Raw genomic sequence first — 19,973 nt, forward strand, 5'->3', positions numbered from 1 at the left:
TTTACCCCTCCAGACTGACGGGAAGGTCGAGGCCATGCTCCTTGAGGAGCGCATGGCGCCTGGCGAATTTGTGGTCGGCAGCGACCATTTCGCTGCACATCTCGCGGGCGGAAATCTCGGGCACCCAACCCAGACGCTCCTTGGCCTTCGTCGGGTCTCCCAGCAGGGTTTCAACTTCCGACGGACGGAAATAGCGGGGATCAATACGAACGATCACATCGCCTACCGCGATGGCTGGCGCCAGATCTCCTTCGATCTTCGTCACAATACCGACTTCATCGACGCCCTCGCCCTTGAATTCAATGGTCAAGCCGAGGTCTTGCCCCGCCCAGGCAATAAATTCGCGGACAGAATGCTGAACACCGGTGGCGATCACGAAATCTTCCGGCACCTCCTGCTGCAGCATCATCCACTGCATGCGCACGTAATCCTTGGCATGTCCCCAATCACGCAGGGAATCGATATTGCCCATGTAGATGCAACGATCAAGACCGAGTGCGACATTGGCCAGGCCACGGGTGATCTTGCGTGTCACGAATGTTTCGCCGCGGCGTGGCGATTCGTGGTTAAAGAGGATCCCGTTACAGGCGTACATGCCATAGGCTTCGCGATAGTTGACGGTCATCCAGTAGGCATAGAGCTTCGCCACCGCGTAGGGACTGCGGGGATAGAACGGCGTTGTCTCCCGCTGCGGAATTTCCTGAACGCGACCATAGAGTTCAGACGTCGAGGCTTGATAGAAGCGCGTCTTGTCGGTCAGCTTCAGGAACCGAATTGCCTCCAGCAACCGCAAGGTGCCGACCGCATCCACATCGGAAGTGTACTCCGGCGCTTCGAAGCTGACGGCCACATGGCTTTGCGCCCCGAGATTATAAACCTCGTCCGGCTGAATATCCTGGATCAGCCGCGTCAGGTTGGATGCATCCGTCAGATCGCCGTAATGCAGTTTGAGCCGCGCGTTATCGACATGAGGGTCCTCATAGATATGATCGATGCGCTGCGTATTGAACAAGGAAGCGCGACGCTTGATGCCGTGGACTTCATAGCCTTTCTCCAGCAGAAACTCAGCGAGATAGGAGCCGTCCTGCCCGGTGATCCCGGTTATGAGAGCGACTTTTCCATTGGCGTGGGACGGGAGCATCATCAAAACCTTGCTTCTGTACGTCTGATAAAGGCATGAGGGAATTTCAGTAACGCCGATCATTAGTCAACACATGACAGACGAATTTATCCGCATCAATTGTGAGCAACCGAGTTCGAGCCCGTTACGGCTGCGACCAGTCAAGATGGTGAGCCACGCGACAGGCGCGCGACTGTCGTCCTGATGACACAATCCACACAAACACCACGCACCAGATGGCAAGCGTGCGTGCATCAAACCGAGTCAGATGAGCATACAATCGACCCTGCACGCTCCCTAAAGTGATCCTTGCCGCGAGGCAATAGAGGGCAGTCGGGAATTGCGTGTCCGGACCGACCGAATGGAGATAGGAAGGGCATTGAGCGCGCCGGTCGCCGGGCGGCAGCTTCCCCGAAATTGCTTTTGAAATTGACAAAGATCACGATAGAGCGGCCGACAAGCGTCGCAATTTGCCTTACATCGCCTATATAGGCTCGAAGTGCCGGATCAATCAGAATGATCCGCAAGGGAGAGGCCGGAACCATGTGGACACAGCATCGCTATCAGGCGCTATCGGCACGCTTTTATGAACCCGTGGAACTGTCCCCATCGGCAAGCCCTTCGCTTCTGATGCTGAACGAATCGCTGGCCGAGGACCTCAATCTCGATCCTGATTGGCTCCGCTCTGTGGAGGCCGTCGCCTATCTTGCCGGCAATGCCGCGCTGCCCGGCGTTGAACCGGTCGCCCTGGCCTATGCGGGTCACCAGTTCGGCAATTTCGTGCCTTCGCTGGGCGATGGTCGTGCCCTTCTGCTGGGTGAACTGGTGACCGGCGACGGCAAGCCCGTCGAGCTTCAGCTCAAGGGTTCCGGGCGCACCCCGTTTTCGCGCGGTGGCGATGGCCGGGCACCGCTGGAGGCCGTGCTGCGGGAATATATTTTTTCCGAGGCGATGCACGCGCTTTCAATCCCGACCAGCCGCACACTGGCGGTGGTTCTGACCGGCGAGCAGGTGGCTCGCGAAACCATGCGTCCAGGCGCGGTACTGGCGCGGACGGCGGAAAGCCATGTGCGGGTCGGCAGCTTCCAGTATTTCGCAGCAAGGCGAGATAACGAAGCGCTCGGCCTGCTGATCGACGATGTCGTTGCCCGAAGCTATCCCGATCTTCTGCCGCTTCAGGGCGTTGAGCGGGCAAGGGCGCTGCTGGCGGCGGCCTGCGCACGACAGGCGCAGCTTGTGGCCCGCTGGATGGCCGTTGGCTTCATCCACGGGGTCATGAACACCGACAATATATCGTTGGCGGGTGAAACCATCGATTACGGGCCTACGGCCTTTCTCGACAATTACAATCCCGGCGCCACGTTCAGCTCCATCGACCGGCGCGGGCGCTATGCCTATGGCAACCAACCGGCCATGGCTGGCTGGGGCATGGCGCGCTTTGCCGAAACACTGCTGCCTTTTTTGGCGGATAACGAAGCGGCCGCCATTGCCGCAGCGCAGGAAGCGCTCGATGAAATGTCCTACGCCTTTCAGGAGGCTTATGAACAGGCCTTTGCGGAAAAGCTCGGTTTTGTGTCAGTCGACGACCGTAACCGTGAACTCGCAAACCGGCTGCGCGATCTAATGAGCGAAGCGGAAGCCGATTTCACCGCAACGTTCAACGCGCTGAACGCGATTGCCGCCGGGCGGGAAGCCGACCTCCTGCCGCAAGTCTTCGCCGCATTGCCTGCCTTCGCGGCGTGGAAGGCCGACTGGAAGGCCGCCCTCGGCACCCAGACGGAAGCATCCGCCGTTCGCATGCGCCGGGCCAATCCGCGCTATATCATGCGCAACCATCGGGTGGCAGCGGCGGCCGACATGGCGGCGGCGACTGGTTCACTGTCCGGCGTCCTCGATCTTCTCGAGGCGGCACGCCACCCCTTCGACAGGAACGCGCGCATCGATTACCTGGCCGCGCCGCCCTTCCCCGAGGAACGCGGCATCCGCACCACTTGCGGCACTTAATTGCGTTTCTGGGAAATCCAGACGCCGGAGATGATCATCAAAACACCGAGCGCGCTTGCCCACAGCACCGGCTTCTGGCCGGACAGAAGGTCAAGCACGATACCGGTGACCATCTGGCCACCAATGACCAGCAGTGCCGTGTTGGTCGCGCCGATCCTGACGATCAGCCAGCTTCCCGACGCGACGAAGATGACGCCAAGCGGGCCGCCGAAATAGGCCCACCACGGGGCTTCCTCCGCCCCCGGCGGGAAAATGCCGCCAATTACGAGGCCGATGGCCGTCAACAGTGCAAGACCGACAACGTGGTTCCAGAACGATGCGACAAGCGGTGAGGTCGAGAGACTGAGGCGACCGTTGATCTGTCGGCTGAGGCTGATGAGCAGGCCGGCGGAAAAGGCGAAAAGTGCGGCAAGCATCATAACCCGGCCCTCCCGAACAGAATGATGAGTGCACTGCCAAGCCCGATCAGTCCAAGGGATGCCGCATCCTTCAGCGACAGCCGGCGTTTGGCCAATCCGAACAGGCCCCATTTGTCGGCGGCGAGGCTGAACACGACCTGACCGGCCAGCCCGAGCGCAAGCGTACCGGACAGGGCGAGCGGTGAATTCACCGCTTTTGCCGTAAAAATGACGGTCAAGGCGCCGGAGAAGCCGCCGAAATAGGCCCAGAGCGGCGCACGCCCCTTGAGGGCCTTGCCCTCACCGCGCCGGAACAGCACAGCCAGCAGCAGAATGGCGGCAACGGTGCCCGCGCCATGCGCCATCCAGGAGGCGAAAAACGGCCCACCAAAGTGGCCGAGCGTACCGTTCTTGTGCGCCATCAGAGTCAAAATACCGCCCGAGGCAAAGGCAAAAAGAAAAGGCAACGCCCTGCGGCGCGGCGCGGCGGGTGTTTCCATCGCGGCAATGTCCTGATCGAATCGAGAAACGGAGAAGACCCACCTTGCCATTGCGGCGACCGGAAGGCTAGTCTCGCACCGAATACGACAGGGAGGCAGGCACGATGGCATCGATCGAGGAACAGGCGGAGATTTTCGGAACGCTGGAAAATGGCGAAACCGTGCGGCGCGTGACGATCAACGGCGGCGGGTTGACCGTCTCGGTCATCACCTATGGCGCTGTCATCCAGGACGTCCGGCTTGACGGCTATGCGCCTTCGCTGGTGCTCGGCTTCGATAATTTCCCGGATTACCGCCAGCATTCCCGCCATTTCGGCGCTTCACCGGGTCGCTGCGCCAACCGCATCGGCGGCGGCCGTTTCACCATTGACGGCACGGACTACCAGCTTGAACTGAACGAAAACGGCGTCACGCATCTGCACGGCGGCAAGCAGGGTTTCGGCAAGCGTAACTGGACGATCACCGCACTTGCAGCCGACAGCGTGACGCTTTCCATCCATGACGAGGATGGGCATGCCGGCTACCCCGGCAATTGCGATGCAAGCGTCACCTATTCCCTGCCCGGAAACGGGGTTCTCTCCTGCGTTTATCGCGCCACATCCGACAAGGCGACTCCGGTCAACCTTTGCCAGCACAGCTACTTCACGCTGGACGAGGCGGATAACGTTCTCGACACGCGCTTCACCATCGCTGCCGAACACTACCTGCCCGTGGATGAGAAATTGATCCCGACCGGGGAAGTGCGCGCGGTAGAAGACACCGCGTTCGATCTGCGGAGCGAAACCGCGCTGCGCGACCGGATCGGGGCAGATCTATCCGGCTACGACCACAATCTCTGCCTTTCGCCGGAGCGCGTGGCCAAACGCGCCGTGGCCCGCGCGTTCAGCCCGAAAAGCGGTGTCAGCCTCGATGTCGAGACGACCGAGCCGGGTGTGCAGTTCTACACGGCGCAAAAACTGTCGGTCCCCGTGCCAGGCCATGATGGCCGCACCTATGGCCCCTTCGCCGGTTTCTGCCTGGAAACCCAGATCTGGCCGGATGCGATCAACAAGGAGAATTTCCCGAACGCCGTTCTGCGCCCCGGCGTCGAGCTGGTGCAGGAAACGGATTACATTTTCCGCAAGACGTGAAGGAAGCGGGCGGGGCGCCCGCCCGCTGGTTATTCTGCGTCGACCGAGCGCGGCTTGCCGTCCTTGTCCAGCGCCACCATTACGAAAACGGCTTCCGTCACCATTTCACGGGTGTGGTCGTAGTGACGGCGCGCCCAGGCCTCGATCTTGAGCGTGACGGACGTGCGTCCAACCTTCTCGATCTTGGTGTAGACGCACAGCGTGTCGCCGATCTTCACCGGCTTCCTGAAAACGATCTCATGGACGGCTACGGTGGCGGTGCGCCCCTTGGCGCGCTCATCGGCACGCACTGCGGCCGCCAAGTCCATCTGCGACATAACCCAGCCGCCGAAAATGTCACCCGCCGGATTGGCGTCGCCCGGCATTGCAAGCGTTCTCAGCGTCAGTTCCATTCCGGGCGGCGTATGAGCTTCCGACATCGCGGATCCTTTCGACTGATTCCAGACTATAGTTCTATGTTCGTGACACAAGCTCAAGGCGCGAGCAATGGTCTGGGTGCATGGCAGACCCGCAGCGCGGAACCTGCAAAATCGCAATTTCCCCATAGCGGAAAAAAGTCCGGACCACTATGAAGGAGGACATGAAAAACAAGCTTCATGGCTATCTGTTCACGCTGTCCGCGGTCACCATCTTCGCGGCACAGGACGGCCTGTCCAAATATCTCGGCACGCACTACCCGCCGGTTCTGGTCGCGATGATCCGCTACTGGGCATTTGCGGTGTTCGTGCTGTTTCTGGCGGCGCGCGCCGGCGGCATTCGCCATGCAGCTTCCACCAAACGGCCCTTTCTGCAGATTTTTCGTGGCGTAATGCTCGTCGCGCAGATCGTGGTGATGATTTATGCCTTCGCCCATGCCGGCATGGCGATGTCGCAATCCATTCTTCAGGGCACACCGCTCATCATAACGCTTCTCTCCGTGCCATTGCTGGGTGAAAAGGTCGGTTGGCGGCGTCTGACGGCGATCATCGTCGGCCTTTGCGGCGTGCTGCTCATCATCAATCCGGTCAGCGCCGATTTCGGGCCCACGCTTCTGGTTCCCGTTCTCGGCGTTCTGATGTTCGCACTTTACGGGATCGCAACGCGTGCCGTCAGTCGTGTTGACCGCTCCATGACGAGCTTCTTTTATACCGGCATTGCGGGTGCGGCTGCGATTACGCTGATCGGACCGTTCTACATGACGCCGATTGCCTTGCATGACTGGGGCTGGATGGGAGCGCTCTGTATCTCGGGCATGGTGAGCCACTATCTGCTTATCCGCGCCTACGACATTCTCGAGGCCAGCGAAGTGCAGCCGCTGACCTATTTTCAGTTGGTCATCGGCTCCTTCATCGCCGTCACCGTGTTCAATGAACGTCTGAGCTGGAACATGATTGCCGGCGCCATCATCGTCGTCGGCGCGGGCCTGTTTACCGTGCTGCGGGAGCATCATCTGGCGACAAAGAAGGCCCGCGCAGAAGCTGCCACTGCGGCAGAATAGTCAGGCCGCCGGGAAGATATGCGCGCGGGCGAGCGTGATCACGCCCCGAGCACCCGCCTTGACCGGCGCATCCGGCGCCACATCCAGTTCCACATGCTCACCAGCTTCTGTCACCGCGATCAGACGCCGCCCGTCTGGGCGATCCAGAACACGGGAAATGGTTGCGGCGACGCCATCACCTTCCAGTGAAAAGCCGAGATCGCCGGGGCGTGCATAGGCATCCGCCGCTCCATCCACGAGGCCGGGGGCCGGCATTCTGGCGCCGCCAATGCTGGCGACTTCACCCGAGATCGTCGCCGGGAAGTGATTGGCATCGCCCAGAAAACGCATGACGAAGGCATTGACCGGCGTGCGGCAGACCTCTTCCGGCGTGCCAACCTGCACGATCTTGCCATCCTTCAGAATGACCACGCGATCGGCCAGATCCAGCGCCTCTTCCTGATCGTGCGTCACAAACAGCGTGGTAATGCCGAGTTCATCGTGAATTTCGCGCAGCCAGCGGCGCAATTCGCGGCGTACATTGGCATCGAGCGCGCCGAAGGGTTCATCGAGCAGCAGCACTTTGGGATCGACGGCCAGTGCGCGGGCGAGCGCCACGCGTTGCCGCTGACCACCGGAAATCTGCGCCGGATAGCGGTCGCCAAGCCCTTCCAGACGAACGAGGCGGAGAAGATCGGCGACGCGGGCGGCGATTTCCGCCGGGCTGCGCTTCTTCTTCGAAACCTTCATGCCGAAAGCAATGTTGTCGCCCACCGTCATATGCGGGAAAAGTGCGTAATGCTGGAACACGAAGCCGACGCCGCGCTCGCGCACGGGAATGTCGGTCGCATCCTCCTCACCGAAGCGGATCTGACCGCCATCGGCATATTCGAGGCCTGCCACCATCCGCAGGATCGTTGTCTTGCCGGAGCCGGAGGGGCCAAGCAGCGCCACAAGTTCACCGCTACCGATATCCAGCGAAACGCCGCGCACGGCCCGGAAGGTGTTGAAGGTTTTCACGACATTGTCGAGGGTGATTTTCATGGCGTTTCCTTCGAAATTCCGGCCGGTTCGGCAACGAAAGCGGGGCGGTTGCGGCGACCGGCGCCACGCCGTTCCAGCGCCACCTTTACGAAGAGGGTGACGACGGCAAGGCCGGCGAGAATGGAGGCGGCGGCAAAGGCGCCAGCCGTCTGATAATCGTGATAGAGAAGTTCGACATGCAGCGGCAGCGTGTTGGTCTGGCCGCGAATATTGCCGGACACGACCGAAACGGCCCCGAACTCACCCATGACGCGGGCATTGCAGAGCACGACACCATAAAGCAGGGCCCAGCGAATATTCGGCAACGTGACCGAGAAAAAGGTGCGAAGGCCCGAAGCGCCGAGCGAAGCGGCAGCTTCTTCCAGATCGCGCCCCTGTGCCTGCATCAGCGGAATGAGTTCGCGCGCGACGAAGGGAGCGGTGACGAACAGAGACGCGAGAACGATGCCCGGCAGTGCGAACAGCACCTTGACGTCATGCGCCGAAAGCCACTCACCGAAAAGACCCTGCAAACCATAGACGAAGAGATAGGCCACGCCGGCCACGATAGGCGAGATCGAAAAGGGAATTTCGATCACGACCAGAAGCAGGCGGCGTCCCGGAAAATCGAACTTGGTGATCGCCCAGGCGCTCGCGATGCCGAACAGCGTGTTGATCGGCACGGCGATCAGCGCTGTCACCAGCGTCATGCCGATGGCGTGCAGCGTATCGGGATGCGTGATCGCAGCCAGGTAGGTTTCGACACCCTTGGAAAAGGCCTGAACGGCAATGACCGCAAGCGGTGCGGCAATCACGAAAGCCGATACGACAAGGACGCCGATGATGAGCGCCCGGCGAACGAGAGGGCTTTCACCGATGCGCGGCGGACGGTGCGAGGAGGCGTTGCTGGATCCGCTCATGTCAGCCCTTCCGCGTGTAGCGCAGGGCACGCGCCTGCAGGATGTTGGTGATCGCCAGCATGGCAAAAGCGGTAATGAGCAGCACGGACGCAATCGCCGCCGCTGCCTGATAATCATATTCTTCCAGCCGGATAAAGGCGAGGAGTGCGGTGATTTCTGTCGACATCGGCTGATTGCCGGCAATGAAGATGATGGCGCCGAATTCACCGAGCGAACGCGCGAAAGACAGCGAGACCCCGGCCAGCAACGCGGGCGCCAGCAGCGGCAGTACAACTCGTGCAAAGATCGCACTATCGGATGCGCCGAGTGAAAGCGCCGCCTCCTCCAGCGTCGGGTCGAGATCCTCGAGAACCGGCTGAACGGTGCGAACGATGAAGGGCAGGCTGGTGAAGGTCATGGCCACCATGATGCCGAGCGGCGTATAGGCGACCTTGATACCAAGCTCGGCGAGCGGAGCGCCGAACCAGCCGGAGGGTGCGAAAAGTGCTGTCAGCGCAATGCCGGCCACAGCCGTCGGCAGCGCAAAGGGCAGATCGACCACGGCATCGAGAATACGTCGGCCGGGAAAGCGGTAGCGGGTCAGGACCCAGGCAAGCGCCAGCCCGAAAACCAGGTTGAAAACCGTAGCTCCCAGCGCCGAGAGCACGGTAACCCGATAGCTGGCAACCGCGCGCGGCGAGGAAACGATCGCCCAATACTCAGCCGGCCCGAGGCTCGCCGCCTTGAAGAGGAGGGCTGCCACCGGCAGGGCGACGATCAGCGCCACATAAAAGAGCGTGAAACCGAGCGTCAGTTTCAGGCCCGGGAGAACGGGACGGCGTTTCAATGGGAACCCTCTTGCACAGCGTCACCCGGCCTTGGGCCGGGTGACGGTTTCGATCGCGATTCGGCTCTTCGGCGCGCTTAGCGCTTGCCGTAAAGACGATCCAGCGTGCCGCCTTCCGCAAAGTGTTCCTTCTGGATGGAGGACCAACCGCCGAACACGTCTTCGACAGTCACAAGACGCACGTCGGGAAATTCGGCCTTGTGCTTTTCGGTCACATCCTTGTCATGCACGCGGTTTCCATTGCGGGCCAACACCTCCTGGCCTTCCGGGGTGTAGAGGAAGGAAAGATAGTCCTTGGCAAGCGTCTGGGTGCCGTGCTTTTCGGCAACCTTTTCGACCACGGCAACCGGGAACTCGGCCAGAAGGCTGACGGAGGGCACAACCGTCTCGAACTTGTCTTCACCGAATTCCTTGGCAATGCCATGGGTTTCGGCTTCGAAGGTGATCAGCACATCGCCGATTTCACGCTCCACGAAGGTCGTCGTTGCCGCGCGTCCCCCGGTGTCGAAAACCGGGACGTTGTTGAACAGCTTGGCAATGAACTCCTCGACCTTGACCGGATCGTTGGCGAACTTCTCCTTGGCATAGGCGGTGGCCGCCAGATAGGTATAGCGCGCATTGCCGGAGGTCTTCGGGTTGGGGAACACGACCTTCACGTCGTCACGCACGAGATCGGACCAGTCCTTCACGCCCTTCGGATTGCCCTTGCGGACAAGAAAAGCCGGCAGCGAATAATAAGGCGAGGCCTTGTTCGGAAGCGCTTCCTGCCAGTTCTTCGGCACGAAGCCGCCCTTCACCAGCGCCTCGACATCCGTAACCTGATTGAAGGTCACGACATCGGCCTCAAGCCCTTCGAGAATGGCGCGCGCCTGCTTGGAGGAACCGCCATGCGACTGGTCGATGGTCACGTCCACGCCTTTGTCGGCCTTGTACCTGGCGATGAACGCCTTGTTCACGTCGGCGAACAGCTCCCGCGAAATATCGTAGGAGGCGTTCAGCAGCTTGTCGGCGCCCTGGGCGGTAACGGCAGAGCCGAGAATCAGTGCAAGCGCCGCGCCGGCAAGAGTTAGGCGTTTCATGGTCGTCTCCGGTTGTCGTGTTTCCTCTTATGCTGGCCACAATAGGGGCTGCCATCACTGCGAACGAGGTATTGCAGGCCACGACAGCATCCGGAAATAAAATTTCAATCCGAAATCGCCTTCATTGAAGGAATTGCATTTCAGTCTACGCACGACGCCCTCACCCCTAACCCTTGGTAAGCCTCGTTTATGTTTCGTTAAGTATAGTGGTTGAAATTTGGTCCGTGGCGCGATGACGATGTGTGCCACGCAAGGAGCGATGACGTGCTCGGGTTCGGCCAATCAGGGAAACGACATGCCCATCATCACCTTTGCCAATTCCAAGGGCGGCGCCGGCAAAACGACGGCGGTCCTTCTACTCGCAACCGAGCTATGTCGCCGGGGTTACAGGGTCGATGTACTGGACGCCGACCCGCAACAGTGGTTCAGCCGCTGGCACGACGTCAGCGGCGGCAAGGTGCGCAACATGACCGTCGTCAGCTACGTGACGGAATCCTCGCTCGCCGACCGTATCGCTGACAGCAAGGCCCGGGCCGATTACACCATCATCGATCTTCCGGGTGTGCGCAGCCCGCTTCTGGCGCGGGCGCTTGGTCATTCCGACCATGTTCTCATTCCCGTGCAGGGTTGTGCCATGGATGCGCAGGGCGGCGCGCATGTGCTGGAAATGCTGAAATTCCTGGCTGACAAGGCGAAGATCCGCATTCCTCATTCCGTCGTGCTGACCCGCGTCAATCCGCTTGTCACCACGCGTGCCCTGATGGCCGTGCGCCAGCTTCTGGCCAGCCGCAACGTGCATGTTCTGGATACGCCGATCATCGAGCGCGCGGCCTTCCGCGATATTTTCGATATCGGCGGTACGTTGCAGGATCTCGATCCCGTTCGCGTATCGAACCTCGACAAAGCGCAGGAAAATGCCCGCGCCTTCGCCCATGAGGTTCTCGCCCGGGTCTGGGGCCGCGTGACCGACGAACTCGCCGCCGCCGACATCGAGCGACGCACCAGCGAAGCGGCTGCCTGAGACTTTTCTCAGGCAGGATTAGCGGAAGGCCGTCGTTCACCGGAAGTGCTGACGCTCATTTGCACCAGCAACCCGCCCTCCCCGGATCTTCCGAGGGTAATTTTGCCGCCATAGGCGGCGGCAATGTCTGCCGCGATGGCCAATCCCAGCCCATGGCCGCTTCCCTCTCCGCCAAGGCTGGCCCCGCGCCTCAGAATGGTCGCGCGGTCATCATCGGCAATGCCGGGACCGTCGTCGGCAACGGAAATGATCGCCGCCTCTCCGCGCTTCTCGGCCGAAACGTGAATATGGCTGCCGGTCCATTTCGCGGCATTGTCCAGCAGGTTTCCAAGCGCTTCAGCCAGATCGGCGGGGTCCATGGGCAGAACCAGCGTCTCATCGACATCGATCGACCAGACGATGCCGCGCTCCTCCGTAACGGGCGCGAAAACATTTACCAGTCGCCGGATGAGAACGGCAAGCGGCGTCTCCGCCATGCGTTCCACCCCCATGCGCGCCGCCTGCAACTGTCGCCCGGCGCGCTGGAGAATGAGGTCAACCTGTTCCAGCGCAATGGCACGCTCCTTGTCCGGCAGGGATTCGGCGAGGTGGGCGAGAACGGTCAGCGGCGTCTTCAGACCATGCGCTAGGTCGCTGGCCCGGCTGCGGGCGCGCTCTACCGCATTTTCCCGTTCCTTCAGGAGTTGGTTCAACTCGCTTACGAGAGGCTGAACTTCCGACGGACCGTAGTCGGCGATGCGATTTTCCCGCCCTTCGCGCACGGCGGCAACATGCGCACGCAACCGTCGCAACGGCTCAAGGCCGAGAAAGCCCTGAAGAAATGCCGCAAAGCTCAGGAGGAGGGCCATCGTCAGAAGCATGACCCTGAGAGGGTTCTGAAAATCGGTCAGCGCGGCGTCGAACTCGCTCTCTGGAAAGGCGGCATGAATAACGAAGCGATGCGCCGTGCCGCCAGCGCTGATCATGGATGGCTGTGAAAGGACGAGAAGCGGGCCACCTTCGGGCCCTTCGGCCCTCGAAAAGCCATAGGCTGCCTGCATGTCGGAACGATCGGGAAGAACCGTATCCCATAGTGAGCGGGAGCGAAGCGGCTCGCCCCCGTCCGGTGAAACCTGCCAGAAGCGACCGCCGAACGGATTTGCAAAACGCGTGTCCGCCGGTTCGCGCTGGATTACCAGTTGTCCGTTGCGCACAACAAGCCCCGCCGCCACGGCATCGGACACGGCCTGCATTTCCTCCCGGTAACGGCTGGCCACATAGGTGGAGAATTGCGTCTCCAGCGTCCACCAGACGACGCTCAACGCCAGCGCAATCGCGATCACCGCACCAGCCGCAAGCCGCAGCCCGAGGGAGCGTATCACGGGCCCACTCCCTTGCCCGCGACAGGCAGTAGGTAACCAAAGCCGCGCCTGTTTTCGATGGCGTCGGGTGCCGTCTTGCGACGAAGACGCGTGATGATGGCCTCCACGGCATTCTTTGCGGTCGCATCGTCGCGGCCCTGCACTTTCTCCGCCAGCTCATAGGGCGTCATGATCTCGCCGGCCCGGTCGATCAGGCATTCGAGAAGGCGATATTCCAGCGGTGTCAGCGCAAGCGGTGCACCGTCGAAGGAAATGCGCATGGCCGCCTTGTCGATGGTAAACCGTCCGGCGCCGATAGCCTGGGTCGGCTTCACGGTTCTCGCCCGGCGCAGCAACGCCCGCAGCCGTGCGAGCAACTCCTCGGACCGGAACGGCTTCGGCAGATAATCATCCGCGCCGGCATCGAAACCATCCACCCGCTCCATCCACGACCCGCGTGCCGTCAACACCAGCACGGGCGTTTGCACGCCCGCCTTGCGCCAGCGCCGCAGGATGGACAGCCCATCGAGTCCGGGAAGACCGAGATCGAGGACGATGACATCGAACTCATCCATCTCTCCCCGCTCCCAGACCGCCGGGCCGTGGCTTTCATGCGTGACCTGATAGCCTTCGACCTCCAGCTTGCCCTTGAGATATTCGGCAATGTTCCCGTCGTCCTCCGCGATCAGAATCCGCATCACATCACCTTGCCGCTGACCGCATCGACCCTCACCCGACGAATGGAGCCATCCGGACGCCGAAGCGTGATCACATAGACATTCTTGCGTTGAATGCTGCGCAGTTCGATGTCGATCACGCGGCCTCGCTTTTCGACGCCCGAGCGCGAAAGGATCTCCCGCAGGCTGAGAATTTCCCCGCGCTTGACCGCAGCCCGAACGTCTTCATGATCGTCGCCACGTCCCGAGCTTCCATCACGGTTGCCGCTGCTGCCGCTATCATCATCGCCGTCATCGCTGTCGTCATGCCCATCGTCATCATCGCCACCGCTGTCGTCCCCGCCACCATCGTCTCCGCCCTTGTCGGCCAAAGCGGAACGCACGCCGAAGGGCGACGCCGCCAGAGGGAGAGAGGCAAGCGCAACCAACAGCAAGTGTCGACGGCTCAGGAGATCTGTCATTCATTCCTCTGCAAGGGGAAGGCGGGAGAAGAGGGCCATTCGTAAGGCGGCGAGGATGGCGTCTTCTCCCGCCACAGGCAAGACCCAACGAGGATGGGGCCTGCCTGTCGGGGCTCGTTCTTAACGCCGCAGGGCGGCAGGGCTGTATTCAACATCAGTGATGGCGCCGGGCTTCGTGCGGGCATCATAATCGCTGAGTTCGCCCTTGACCTCGACGCGACCATGTTCCCGTTCAATCTCGATTTCCAGACGCCGCCCAAGGCCGTCGGTTGCGATCAGCGATCCATCGCTCAGGCCCCGAAGCTGCTCCGGCGTTGGGCTCAGCCTGACTTCGTCGGGGTCATCGCTACGTCCGCGGCTGGAATGATCCCGACCATCGTCGCCCTTGCCGCCGCGATCGTCGTTACGATCGTCGTCGCCACCACGGCCGCCATGGTCGTCATTGCGGTCGTGGTCATCGCCGCGATCATGGTCGTTCCCGTGGTCGCCATCGTCATGATCGTCGTCGCTGTCGCGGCCCCGGTCGGCGAGTGCGAAGGCTGAGAACAAGGAGGCGCCTGTTGGCGCGAACGGGCCTGCCAGCGGAAGCGCGGTGACCGTGACCATGGCGGCCGCGGAAACGAGAAGCAGGCTCTTGAGGTGTTTGACCATTTGCGTGTCCCTTCAACATCGTGTTGCGATGGAGGGACCATGGCATTGTGCCGCTGACAGGTGCTTGACGGTGATTGTCAGCAAATTGTCAACGGGACCGCCACACATGAAAAAGCCGCCCTCAAGGAGCGGCTTCGGCATGGTCGCGGCGGCGCTTGAATTACTTCGGCGCCAGTACCATCATCATCTGGCGGCCTTCGAGCTTCGGCTCGGCTTCCACCTTGGCGATTTCCTGCATGTCTTCCTTGACCTGGATCAGAAGCTTCATGCCGAGTTCCTGGTGCGCCATTTCGCGACCGCGGAACTTGAGGGTAACCTTGACCTTGTCGCCTTCATCGAAGAAGCGGTGCATCGCCTTGATCTTCACCTCATAGTCATGGGTGTCGATGTTGGGACGCATCTTGATTTCCTTGACCTCGACGATCTTCTGCTTCTTGCGCGCTTCGGCAGCTTTTTTCTGCGTCGCGTATTTCAGCTTTCCGAGATCGAGGATCTTGCAAACCGGCGGTTCGGAGTTGGGGGAAATCTCCACGAGATCCAGACCGGCTTCTTCAGCCATTTTCAATGCCTGATCGGTGGGGACCACGCCCAGATTCTGCCCCTCATCATTGATGAGCTGGACGCGAGGAATGCGAATTTCCCGGTTGGCGCGCGGTCCGTCTTTCGTGGGAACGTCGGCTTTGAACGGTCTGCGAATGGTCGTATTCTCCTAGTAATTGACAGTGCGATCGTCGGGCGGCTCATGAAAAATGAGCCAAGCGAACGCGGCTGATGGCAATGTCGTTATTGCTGCTGGCGAGTCAATAGCACAGGCTTTCAAAAAAATCACCTCCTCCCTTTGTTTTCAGCGGTTTTCGACGGTTCGTGACCGAAAGACACGCGTCTTTGCTTGGCAAGAGCCGCAACGCACGCTTAGAAAGGCCCGACAACAGGCAAATCAGGGCGGAGGGCACGCGCATGACGGACGGCATTTCTTCAGGTTCCATCCCGGTCGGCGAAGGGGTTGAAGCTCGCGAGATTGCGTGGAAGCGCCGGGCAGCGACCAAGCCGGGGCCAGCGGTCATCTGGCTTGGCGGCTACAAGTCCGACATGGAAGGCACGAAGGCGCTGGCGCTCGATGCCTTTGCCGCCGAAACCGGCTTCGAGGCGATCCGCTTCGATTATTCCGGCCACGGTGTTTCCGGCGGGGCCTTCAAGGATGGCACGATCTCGCGCTGGCTGGAGGAAACGCTGGCCGTCATCACGCATTTCGGTCCTGAAGAAGCCATTCTCGTCGGCTCGTCCATGGGCGGCTGGATCGCGCTGCGGGCCGTTCAGGAGATCGCCCGGCGCGGCTTGCCGGTAAGGATCAAAGGGCTGGTCCTCATTGCCCCCGCCCCCGATTTCACCTGCGAACTGATCGAGCCGGAACTGACCGAGGCGGAGCGGCAGTCGCTCGCGACGCGCGGCTATTTCGAGGAACCTTCGGAATACGGGCCGGAACCCTACATCTATACCCGAGCACTGATCGAGGACGGCCGGCAGAACCGCGTCCTGCAAGGCGTCATCGCCACCGGTTGCCCGGTCCATATTCTTCAGGGCATGCGCGACACCGCAGTGCCCCATGCCCATTCCCTGAAATTGCTGGAACATCTGCCCGCCGACGATGTGGTGCTGACGCTGATCCGCGATGGCGATCACCGCCTCTCCCGCCCGCAGGACATCGAACGGCTCCGGGCTGCGCTCGCGGAAATTGTGAGAGCTTAATCGCTCTCGCGTTAACCATATCCGCGTTCATCTTCTGTTAAGCTTTCGCCGCCCGTTGACTCATGGGGCCTTTGGTTCTTTAACTCTTTGTTAAGAATTGAAGGAACGGACCGATGTTGAGTACGGGTAAACGCATTGTTTTCGCGCTGGCTGCGCTTGCCGCAGCAGGTACGGCTGCGAGCGGTAGCGAACTTCGTCCGGACGCCGCCATGGTGACCGGTTCCGTGACTTCGCAGCCCATCGGTCACTATGAATTCTGCCAGCGTTACGCTTCCGAATGCGCCGTGCGCAGCAAGGTCGGCCCGGCACCGACGCTGACCCAGCATGGCTGGCAGGTGCTGAATGCGGTCAATACCCGGGTCAATACCACCGTTGTGGCCATGACCGACCAGGACATCTATGGCAAGGAAGAATACTGGGCATATCCGGTGGACGCCGGCGATTGCGAGGACTTCGTTCTCGAAAAGCGCCGCCAGCTTCTGGCCAAGGGCTTTTCCGCTGCCGATCTGCTGATCACCGTCGTGCGTAAGCCTGATGGAGAAGGCCATGCGGTCCTGACCGTCCGCACCTCCGAGGGCGATTTCATCCTCGACAACCTGTCGGCGGATGTGAAGCTCTGGACGGATACGCCCTACACCTACCTGAAACGTCAGGCGAGCTTCAATTCGGGCCGCTGGGTCACGATCGAGAACGGCAACGTCGTGGTTGTCGGCGCGTTGCGCTGATTACTGCGGCCTGGCCAGGCGAGCCAGCGCCAGAACCGTCGCGAGCCCGATGAACGCGACGACGGCGAGCGCGACGAGTGCCGCCGTCAATCCGAAATGCTCCTGCACGAACACCACGAAAACCGGCGCGACAGCCCCGCAGACGATGCGGGGGAAGGACAGGTTGCCTGTCAGCTTGCCATAACCTTCCGCCCCGAAGAAATAGAGCGGCAGCACGCCACGGACGATGGAGTTCAGGCCCTGCCCGCATCCCATCAACACGCCAAACAGGATACCGATGGCCATCAGGGGATAGGACTGGGCCAGGCCTAGCGTCAGCACGGACAGAAGCGTTGCCGCCGATGAGACGACCGCCGTCATCATCGGCGTCATCGCGCCGCGCAGGCCGAAATCCAGAAGCCGCGACACCACCTGTGCCGGCCCGACGCAGGAACCGATCAGAGTGGCCGAAGCCGCGGAGAAGCCCGCCCCGGTCAAAAGCACCATCAGTACCGTCGACATGGCCGAGATCATGAAACCGCCAGCCGCCAGCATCGCGCTCATCAGAATGAGCGCCTTGCGCCGCCTCTCCAGTGAAACGACGGCGTTTCGGGTATCGCCACGGCCACCACCAGCTTTGACGGCATGCACTGGAGACACGACGCGCGGAAGTGCAAGGTGTACGGGCAGCGCGCCGATGGCATAGACCGCGGCAATGGCGAGATAGGTTCCCCGCCAGTCCGTGACCGTGAGAAGCCACTGGCACAGCGGCCAGAAAATGGTGGAGGCAAAACCGGCCACCAGCGTGACTGCCGTCATGTGTGATCGCGATGCCGATCCATAACGCTGGGTGAGCGCGGTAAAGCCGGTTTCGTAGAGCACAGCGATGGAAACGAGCGGCACCAGCGCCATGATGAGGGCAAAAAGAACAGGCTGTTCCACCCAGCCATGCAGCGCCAGAAGAACCGCGGACACAGCAGACCCGATGCTCATGACCGGCCGGGCGCCGAACCGGTCAACCAACCGGCCGCAAAGCGGCGACAGGAAGGCGGAGACCAGAAGGCCTGCGGAAAACACGCCGAAAACGAAACTGTTATCCCACTGAAAATGACGCGCAATTTCCGGCGCAAGCACGCCGAACGAGTAATAGAGCGCGCCATAGCCGCAGGTCATGGATACCCCGAGGCCGAGGGTGAGCGGAGCGATTTTCATGGTTCGGTAAAACTATCGCTTGCGGCGGAAAAGCCAAGATGAATTTATCTCTACGACGCTTATGCAATTCATAAGGGGTGAGAACTTAACGATGGACGGCGAACATAAAGAACAGTAGTGTATCGACCAGGAGAATTTTAATAAAATCTTCACAAAGCCATTCTAGTTTGAAGATGAGCATGACGCTCGATAGCAAGCCGGATTGTGTTTCTTTGTACCGGCGCTGTACTTTGAATGAGCGTCAAGATGATCTCCTCCGCCTTTCGCATTCCGTCAAGAACCATTCATCCGTCGTCGACCCTGCGTGACGCTGAAACGGAAGCAAGCGCCACCGGCGCTCTTCTGGGAACGGCATCCGCCGTGGCTGAGGAAGCACTCAAGTCTGGCGACCTGATCGGTGCGCTGGTCTTTCTCGCCCAAAATGTGAGCTGTGCCGAAACGGTCTATGATGTGTTCAGCGCCATCAATGCCTATGCGGCCAATGACGGGCAGAAGCCATCCGAAACGGAGCGTTCTGTCGCGAAGCTGTAAGCCCGCGCTCCAGAAAATGCGCCCCGCCGCCTTGAGAGCGCCGGGGCCATGGCTATGCGGCCCAACCAGCCGTGTCTGCGCCGTGTGCTCAGCCCTGCCCGATGAGAATGCCCGCAGCAAGCACCAGCGAGCCACCCAGCACGACCTGCATGACGGCCCGCAGGAACGGCGTTTCCATGAACTTGTTCTGGATAAAGGCAATCGCCCAGAGTTCCACGAACACGACCGCGACCGCGATGGACGTCGCCACCACGAAGTTCGGAATGAGGTAAGGCAAGGCATGGCCAAGGCCGCCGAGCGCCGTCATCACACCTGAAGCCAATCCGCGCTTGACGGGCGAACCGCGCCCGGAGAGCTTGCCGTCATCATGGGCTGCTTCCGTAAAGCCCATGGAAATGCCGGCACCGACCGAAGCCGAAAGACCGACAAGGAAGGTCTGCCACGTATTGCCAGTGGCAAATGCCGCAGCAAAGATCGGCGCGAGCGTCGAAACCGAGCCGTCCATGAGGCCGGCAAGCCCCGGCTGCACCCAGGTCAGCACGAACTGACGATGCGCGTTATGCGCCTCCTCTTTCACAACGTCATCGGGAGTATGCTTTTCACTCAGGCCCCGGGCGATGTCTTCGTGACCGTCCTCGGCCATGGCAAGTTCGCCCAGAAGATCGCGGGTGCGCGCATCGGAGACCCGCTTGGCGGCTTCGCGATAGAAGCGAGCCGCCGACTGCTCCATGCGTTCGGTTTCCTCACGAATGGTTTCGAAGGAAAGGTTCTTCTGCAGCCAGTCGGGCCTGCGCTCATAGAATCCACGGACATGCTCCCGGCGAATCGGCGGGATGACCTCGCCAAACCGTTCGCGATACATGGCAATCAGATTGCGGCGGTGGGTATCTTCCACCTCCGCCATGTCGCGAAAAATCTTGGCCGTTGCGGGGAAATCAGCGTCGAGACGCTGCGCATAGGCCATATAGATGCGCCCGTCATCTTCCTCCGAAGAGATCGCCAGCGCCAGGATTTCCTGTTCGCTGAGCTGATCGAAGGAGCGTTTACCGGTGCCGAAAAGATGGGAAAACATGATCATTGCCGTCTTATTTTTAGAATTATTCTAAATTAGATAATCGAGCGAAGAAGGTCAAGGCTTAAAGCGGCAGCGCGCGCACATGCCGCATTTGACAGG

22 protein-coding genes are annotated in these 19,973 nt (G+C 60.9%); 7 read left to right on the forward strand and 15 right to left on the reverse strand.

Translation table 11 applies throughout. The features are described from left to right. Position 1: 1 nt before the first annotated feature. Positions 2–1,141, reverse strand: coding sequence for a GDP-mannose 4,6-dehydratase (gene gmd, locus GGQ66_RS11485; protein WP_183792760.1), 1,140 nt, complete (start codon positions 1,139–1,141; stop codon positions 2–4). Between the two features lie 522 nt (positions 1,142–1,663). Here gmd and GGQ66_RS11490 point away from each other — a divergent pair. Next, positions 1,664–3,124, forward strand: a complete 1,461-nt coding sequence (locus tag GGQ66_RS11490; RefSeq protein WP_183792580.1) for a protein adenylyltransferase SelO — start codon at positions 1,664–1,666, stop codon at positions 3,122–3,124. Here the strand turns inward: GGQ66_RS11490 and GGQ66_RS11495 are convergent. Then, positions 3,121–3,543, reverse strand: coding sequence for a DMT family transporter (locus tag GGQ66_RS11495; RefSeq protein ID WP_183792582.1), 423 nt, complete (start codon positions 3,541–3,543; stop codon positions 3,121–3,123). The genes GGQ66_RS11490 and GGQ66_RS11495 overlap by 4 nt on opposite strands. Continuing rightward, entirely contained in the window at positions 3,540–4,022 is a 483-nt protein-coding gene (locus tag GGQ66_RS11500) for a DMT family transporter (protein WP_183792584.1), read from the reverse strand. The genes GGQ66_RS11495 and GGQ66_RS11500 overlap by 4 nt, the downstream gene beginning before the upstream one ends. Positions 4,023–4,135: 113 nt before the next feature. Here GGQ66_RS11500 and GGQ66_RS11505 point away from each other — a divergent pair, with 113 nt between their 5' ends. Continuing rightward, complete coding sequence (locus tag GGQ66_RS11505; RefSeq protein ID WP_370686340.1) at positions 4,136–5,152, forward strand: aldose epimerase family protein; 1,017 nt, start codon at positions 4,136–4,138, stop codon at positions 5,150–5,152. A gap of 29 nt (positions 5,153–5,181) precedes the next feature. Here the strand turns inward: GGQ66_RS11505 and GGQ66_RS11510 are convergent, their stop codons facing one another. Then, positions 5,182–5,571 carry an acyl-CoA thioesterase gene (locus GGQ66_RS11510; RefSeq protein ID WP_183792588.1) on the reverse strand — a complete coding sequence of 130 codons (390 nt, stop codon included), beginning with the start codon at positions 5,569–5,571 and terminating at the stop codon, positions 5,182–5,184. Between the two features lie 161 nt (positions 5,572–5,732). Here GGQ66_RS11510 and GGQ66_RS11515 point away from each other — a divergent pair, with 161 nt between their 5' ends. Then, the gene (locus GGQ66_RS11515) at positions 5,733–6,629 is read left to right on the forward strand and encodes a DMT family transporter (protein ID WP_183792590.1); all 897 of its coding nucleotides are present in this window, start codon (positions 5,733–5,735) and stop codon (positions 6,627–6,629) included. On the opposite strand, the gene GGQ66_RS11520 is transcribed toward GGQ66_RS11515, so the two are convergent. The 4 genes from GGQ66_RS11520 to GGQ66_RS11535 form a co-directional block, all read right to left on the reverse strand. After that, a complete protein-coding gene (locus GGQ66_RS11520; RefSeq protein WP_183792592.1) occupies positions 6,630–7,652 on the reverse strand; it encodes a sulfate/molybdate ABC transporter ATP-binding protein in 1,023 nt (340 codons plus the stop codon). It abuts the gene before it with no gap. Then, complete coding sequence (gene cysW, locus GGQ66_RS11525; protein ID WP_183792594.1) at positions 7,649–8,551, reverse strand: sulfate ABC transporter permease subunit CysW; 903 nt, start codon at positions 8,549–8,551, stop codon at positions 7,649–7,651. The genes GGQ66_RS11520 and cysW overlap by 4 nt, the downstream gene beginning before the upstream one ends. A 1-nt stretch (position 8,552) precedes the next feature. Beyond that, positions 8,553–9,377 (reverse strand): sulfate ABC transporter permease subunit CysT, encoded by an 825-nt coding sequence (gene cysT, locus GGQ66_RS11530; RefSeq protein WP_183792596.1) that lies wholly within the window; start codon positions 9,375–9,377, stop codon positions 8,553–8,555. Between the two features lie 77 nt (positions 9,378–9,454). Further along, a complete protein-coding gene (locus GGQ66_RS11535; protein WP_183792598.1) occupies positions 9,455–10,456 on the reverse strand; it encodes a sulfate ABC transporter substrate-binding protein in 1,002 nt (333 codons plus the stop codon). 295 nt (positions 10,457–10,751) lie between these two features. Between GGQ66_RS11535 and GGQ66_RS11540 the strand changes: the two genes are divergently transcribed. Beyond that, a complete protein-coding gene (locus GGQ66_RS11540) occupies positions 10,752–11,477 on the forward strand; it encodes an AAA family ATPase (protein ID WP_183792600.1) in 726 nt (241 codons plus the stop codon). An 8-nt stretch (positions 11,478–11,485) separates the two neighbouring features. Here GGQ66_RS11540 and GGQ66_RS11545 read toward each other — a convergent pair whose 3' ends face one another. From GGQ66_RS11545 to infC, 5 genes are all read right to left on the reverse strand, one after another. Continuing rightward, positions 11,486–12,838 carry an ATP-binding protein gene (locus GGQ66_RS11545; protein WP_183792602.1) on the reverse strand — a complete coding sequence of 451 codons (1,353 nt, stop codon included), beginning with the start codon at positions 12,836–12,838 and terminating at the stop codon, positions 11,486–11,488. After that, complete coding sequence (locus GGQ66_RS11550) at positions 12,835–13,515, reverse strand: response regulator transcription factor (RefSeq protein ID WP_183792604.1); 681 nt, start codon at positions 13,513–13,515, stop codon at positions 12,835–12,837. Before GGQ66_RS11550 ends, GGQ66_RS11545 begins: the two co-directional genes overlap by 4 nt. Next, a complete protein-coding gene (locus tag GGQ66_RS11555) occupies positions 13,515–13,955 on the reverse strand; it encodes a PepSY domain-containing protein (RefSeq protein WP_183792606.1) in 441 nt (146 codons plus the stop codon). Before GGQ66_RS11555 ends, GGQ66_RS11550 begins: the two co-directional genes overlap by 1 nt. 120 nt (positions 13,956–14,075) lie before the next feature. Beyond that, the gene (locus GGQ66_RS11560) at positions 14,076–14,606 is read right to left on the reverse strand and encodes a hypothetical protein (protein ID WP_183792608.1); all 531 of its coding nucleotides are present in this window, start codon (positions 14,604–14,606) and stop codon (positions 14,076–14,078) included. Between the two features lie 160 nt (positions 14,607–14,766). Beyond that, positions 14,767–15,303 carry a translation initiation factor IF-3 gene (gene infC / locus GGQ66_RS11565; protein ID WP_183792762.1) on the reverse strand — a complete coding sequence of 179 codons (537 nt, stop codon included), beginning with the start codon at positions 15,301–15,303 and terminating at the stop codon, positions 14,767–14,769. Between the two features lie 260 nt (positions 15,304–15,563). Here infC and GGQ66_RS11570 point away from each other — a divergent pair, with 260 nt between their 5' ends. Continuing rightward, a complete protein-coding gene (locus GGQ66_RS11570) occupies positions 15,564–16,352 on the forward strand; it encodes an alpha/beta hydrolase (RefSeq protein WP_183792610.1) in 789 nt (262 codons plus the stop codon). Positions 16,353–16,465: 113 nt separating this feature from the next. Next, complete coding sequence (locus tag GGQ66_RS11575; protein ID WP_183792612.1) at positions 16,466–17,077, forward strand: transglutaminase-like cysteine peptidase; 612 nt, start codon at positions 16,466–16,468, stop codon at positions 17,075–17,077. Here GGQ66_RS11575 and GGQ66_RS11580 read toward each other — a convergent pair whose 3' ends face one another. Continuing rightward, positions 17,078–18,268 carry an MFS transporter gene (locus tag GGQ66_RS11580; protein ID WP_183792614.1) on the reverse strand — a complete coding sequence of 397 codons (1,191 nt, stop codon included), beginning with the start codon at positions 18,266–18,268 and terminating at the stop codon, positions 17,078–17,080. 234 nt (positions 18,269–18,502) lie between these two features. On the opposite strand from GGQ66_RS11580, the gene GGQ66_RS11585 reads away from it, so the two are divergent. After that, complete coding sequence (locus GGQ66_RS11585) at positions 18,503–18,799, forward strand: hypothetical protein (RefSeq protein WP_183792616.1); 297 nt, start codon at positions 18,503–18,505, stop codon at positions 18,797–18,799. 88 nt (positions 18,800–18,887) lie between these two features. Here the strand turns inward: GGQ66_RS11585 and mbfA are convergent, their stop codons facing one another. After that, the gene (gene mbfA, locus GGQ66_RS11590; protein WP_183792618.1) at positions 18,888–19,871 is read right to left on the reverse strand and encodes an iron exporter MbfA; all 984 of its coding nucleotides are present in this window, start codon (positions 19,869–19,871) and stop codon (positions 18,888–18,890) included. Between the last annotated feature and the right edge of the window lie 102 nt (positions 19,872–19,973).

Source organism: Allorhizobium borbori (assembly GCF_014196535.1).
GTDB lineage: Bacteria > Pseudomonadota > Alphaproteobacteria > Rhizobiales > Rhizobiaceae > Ectorhizobium > Ectorhizobium borbori.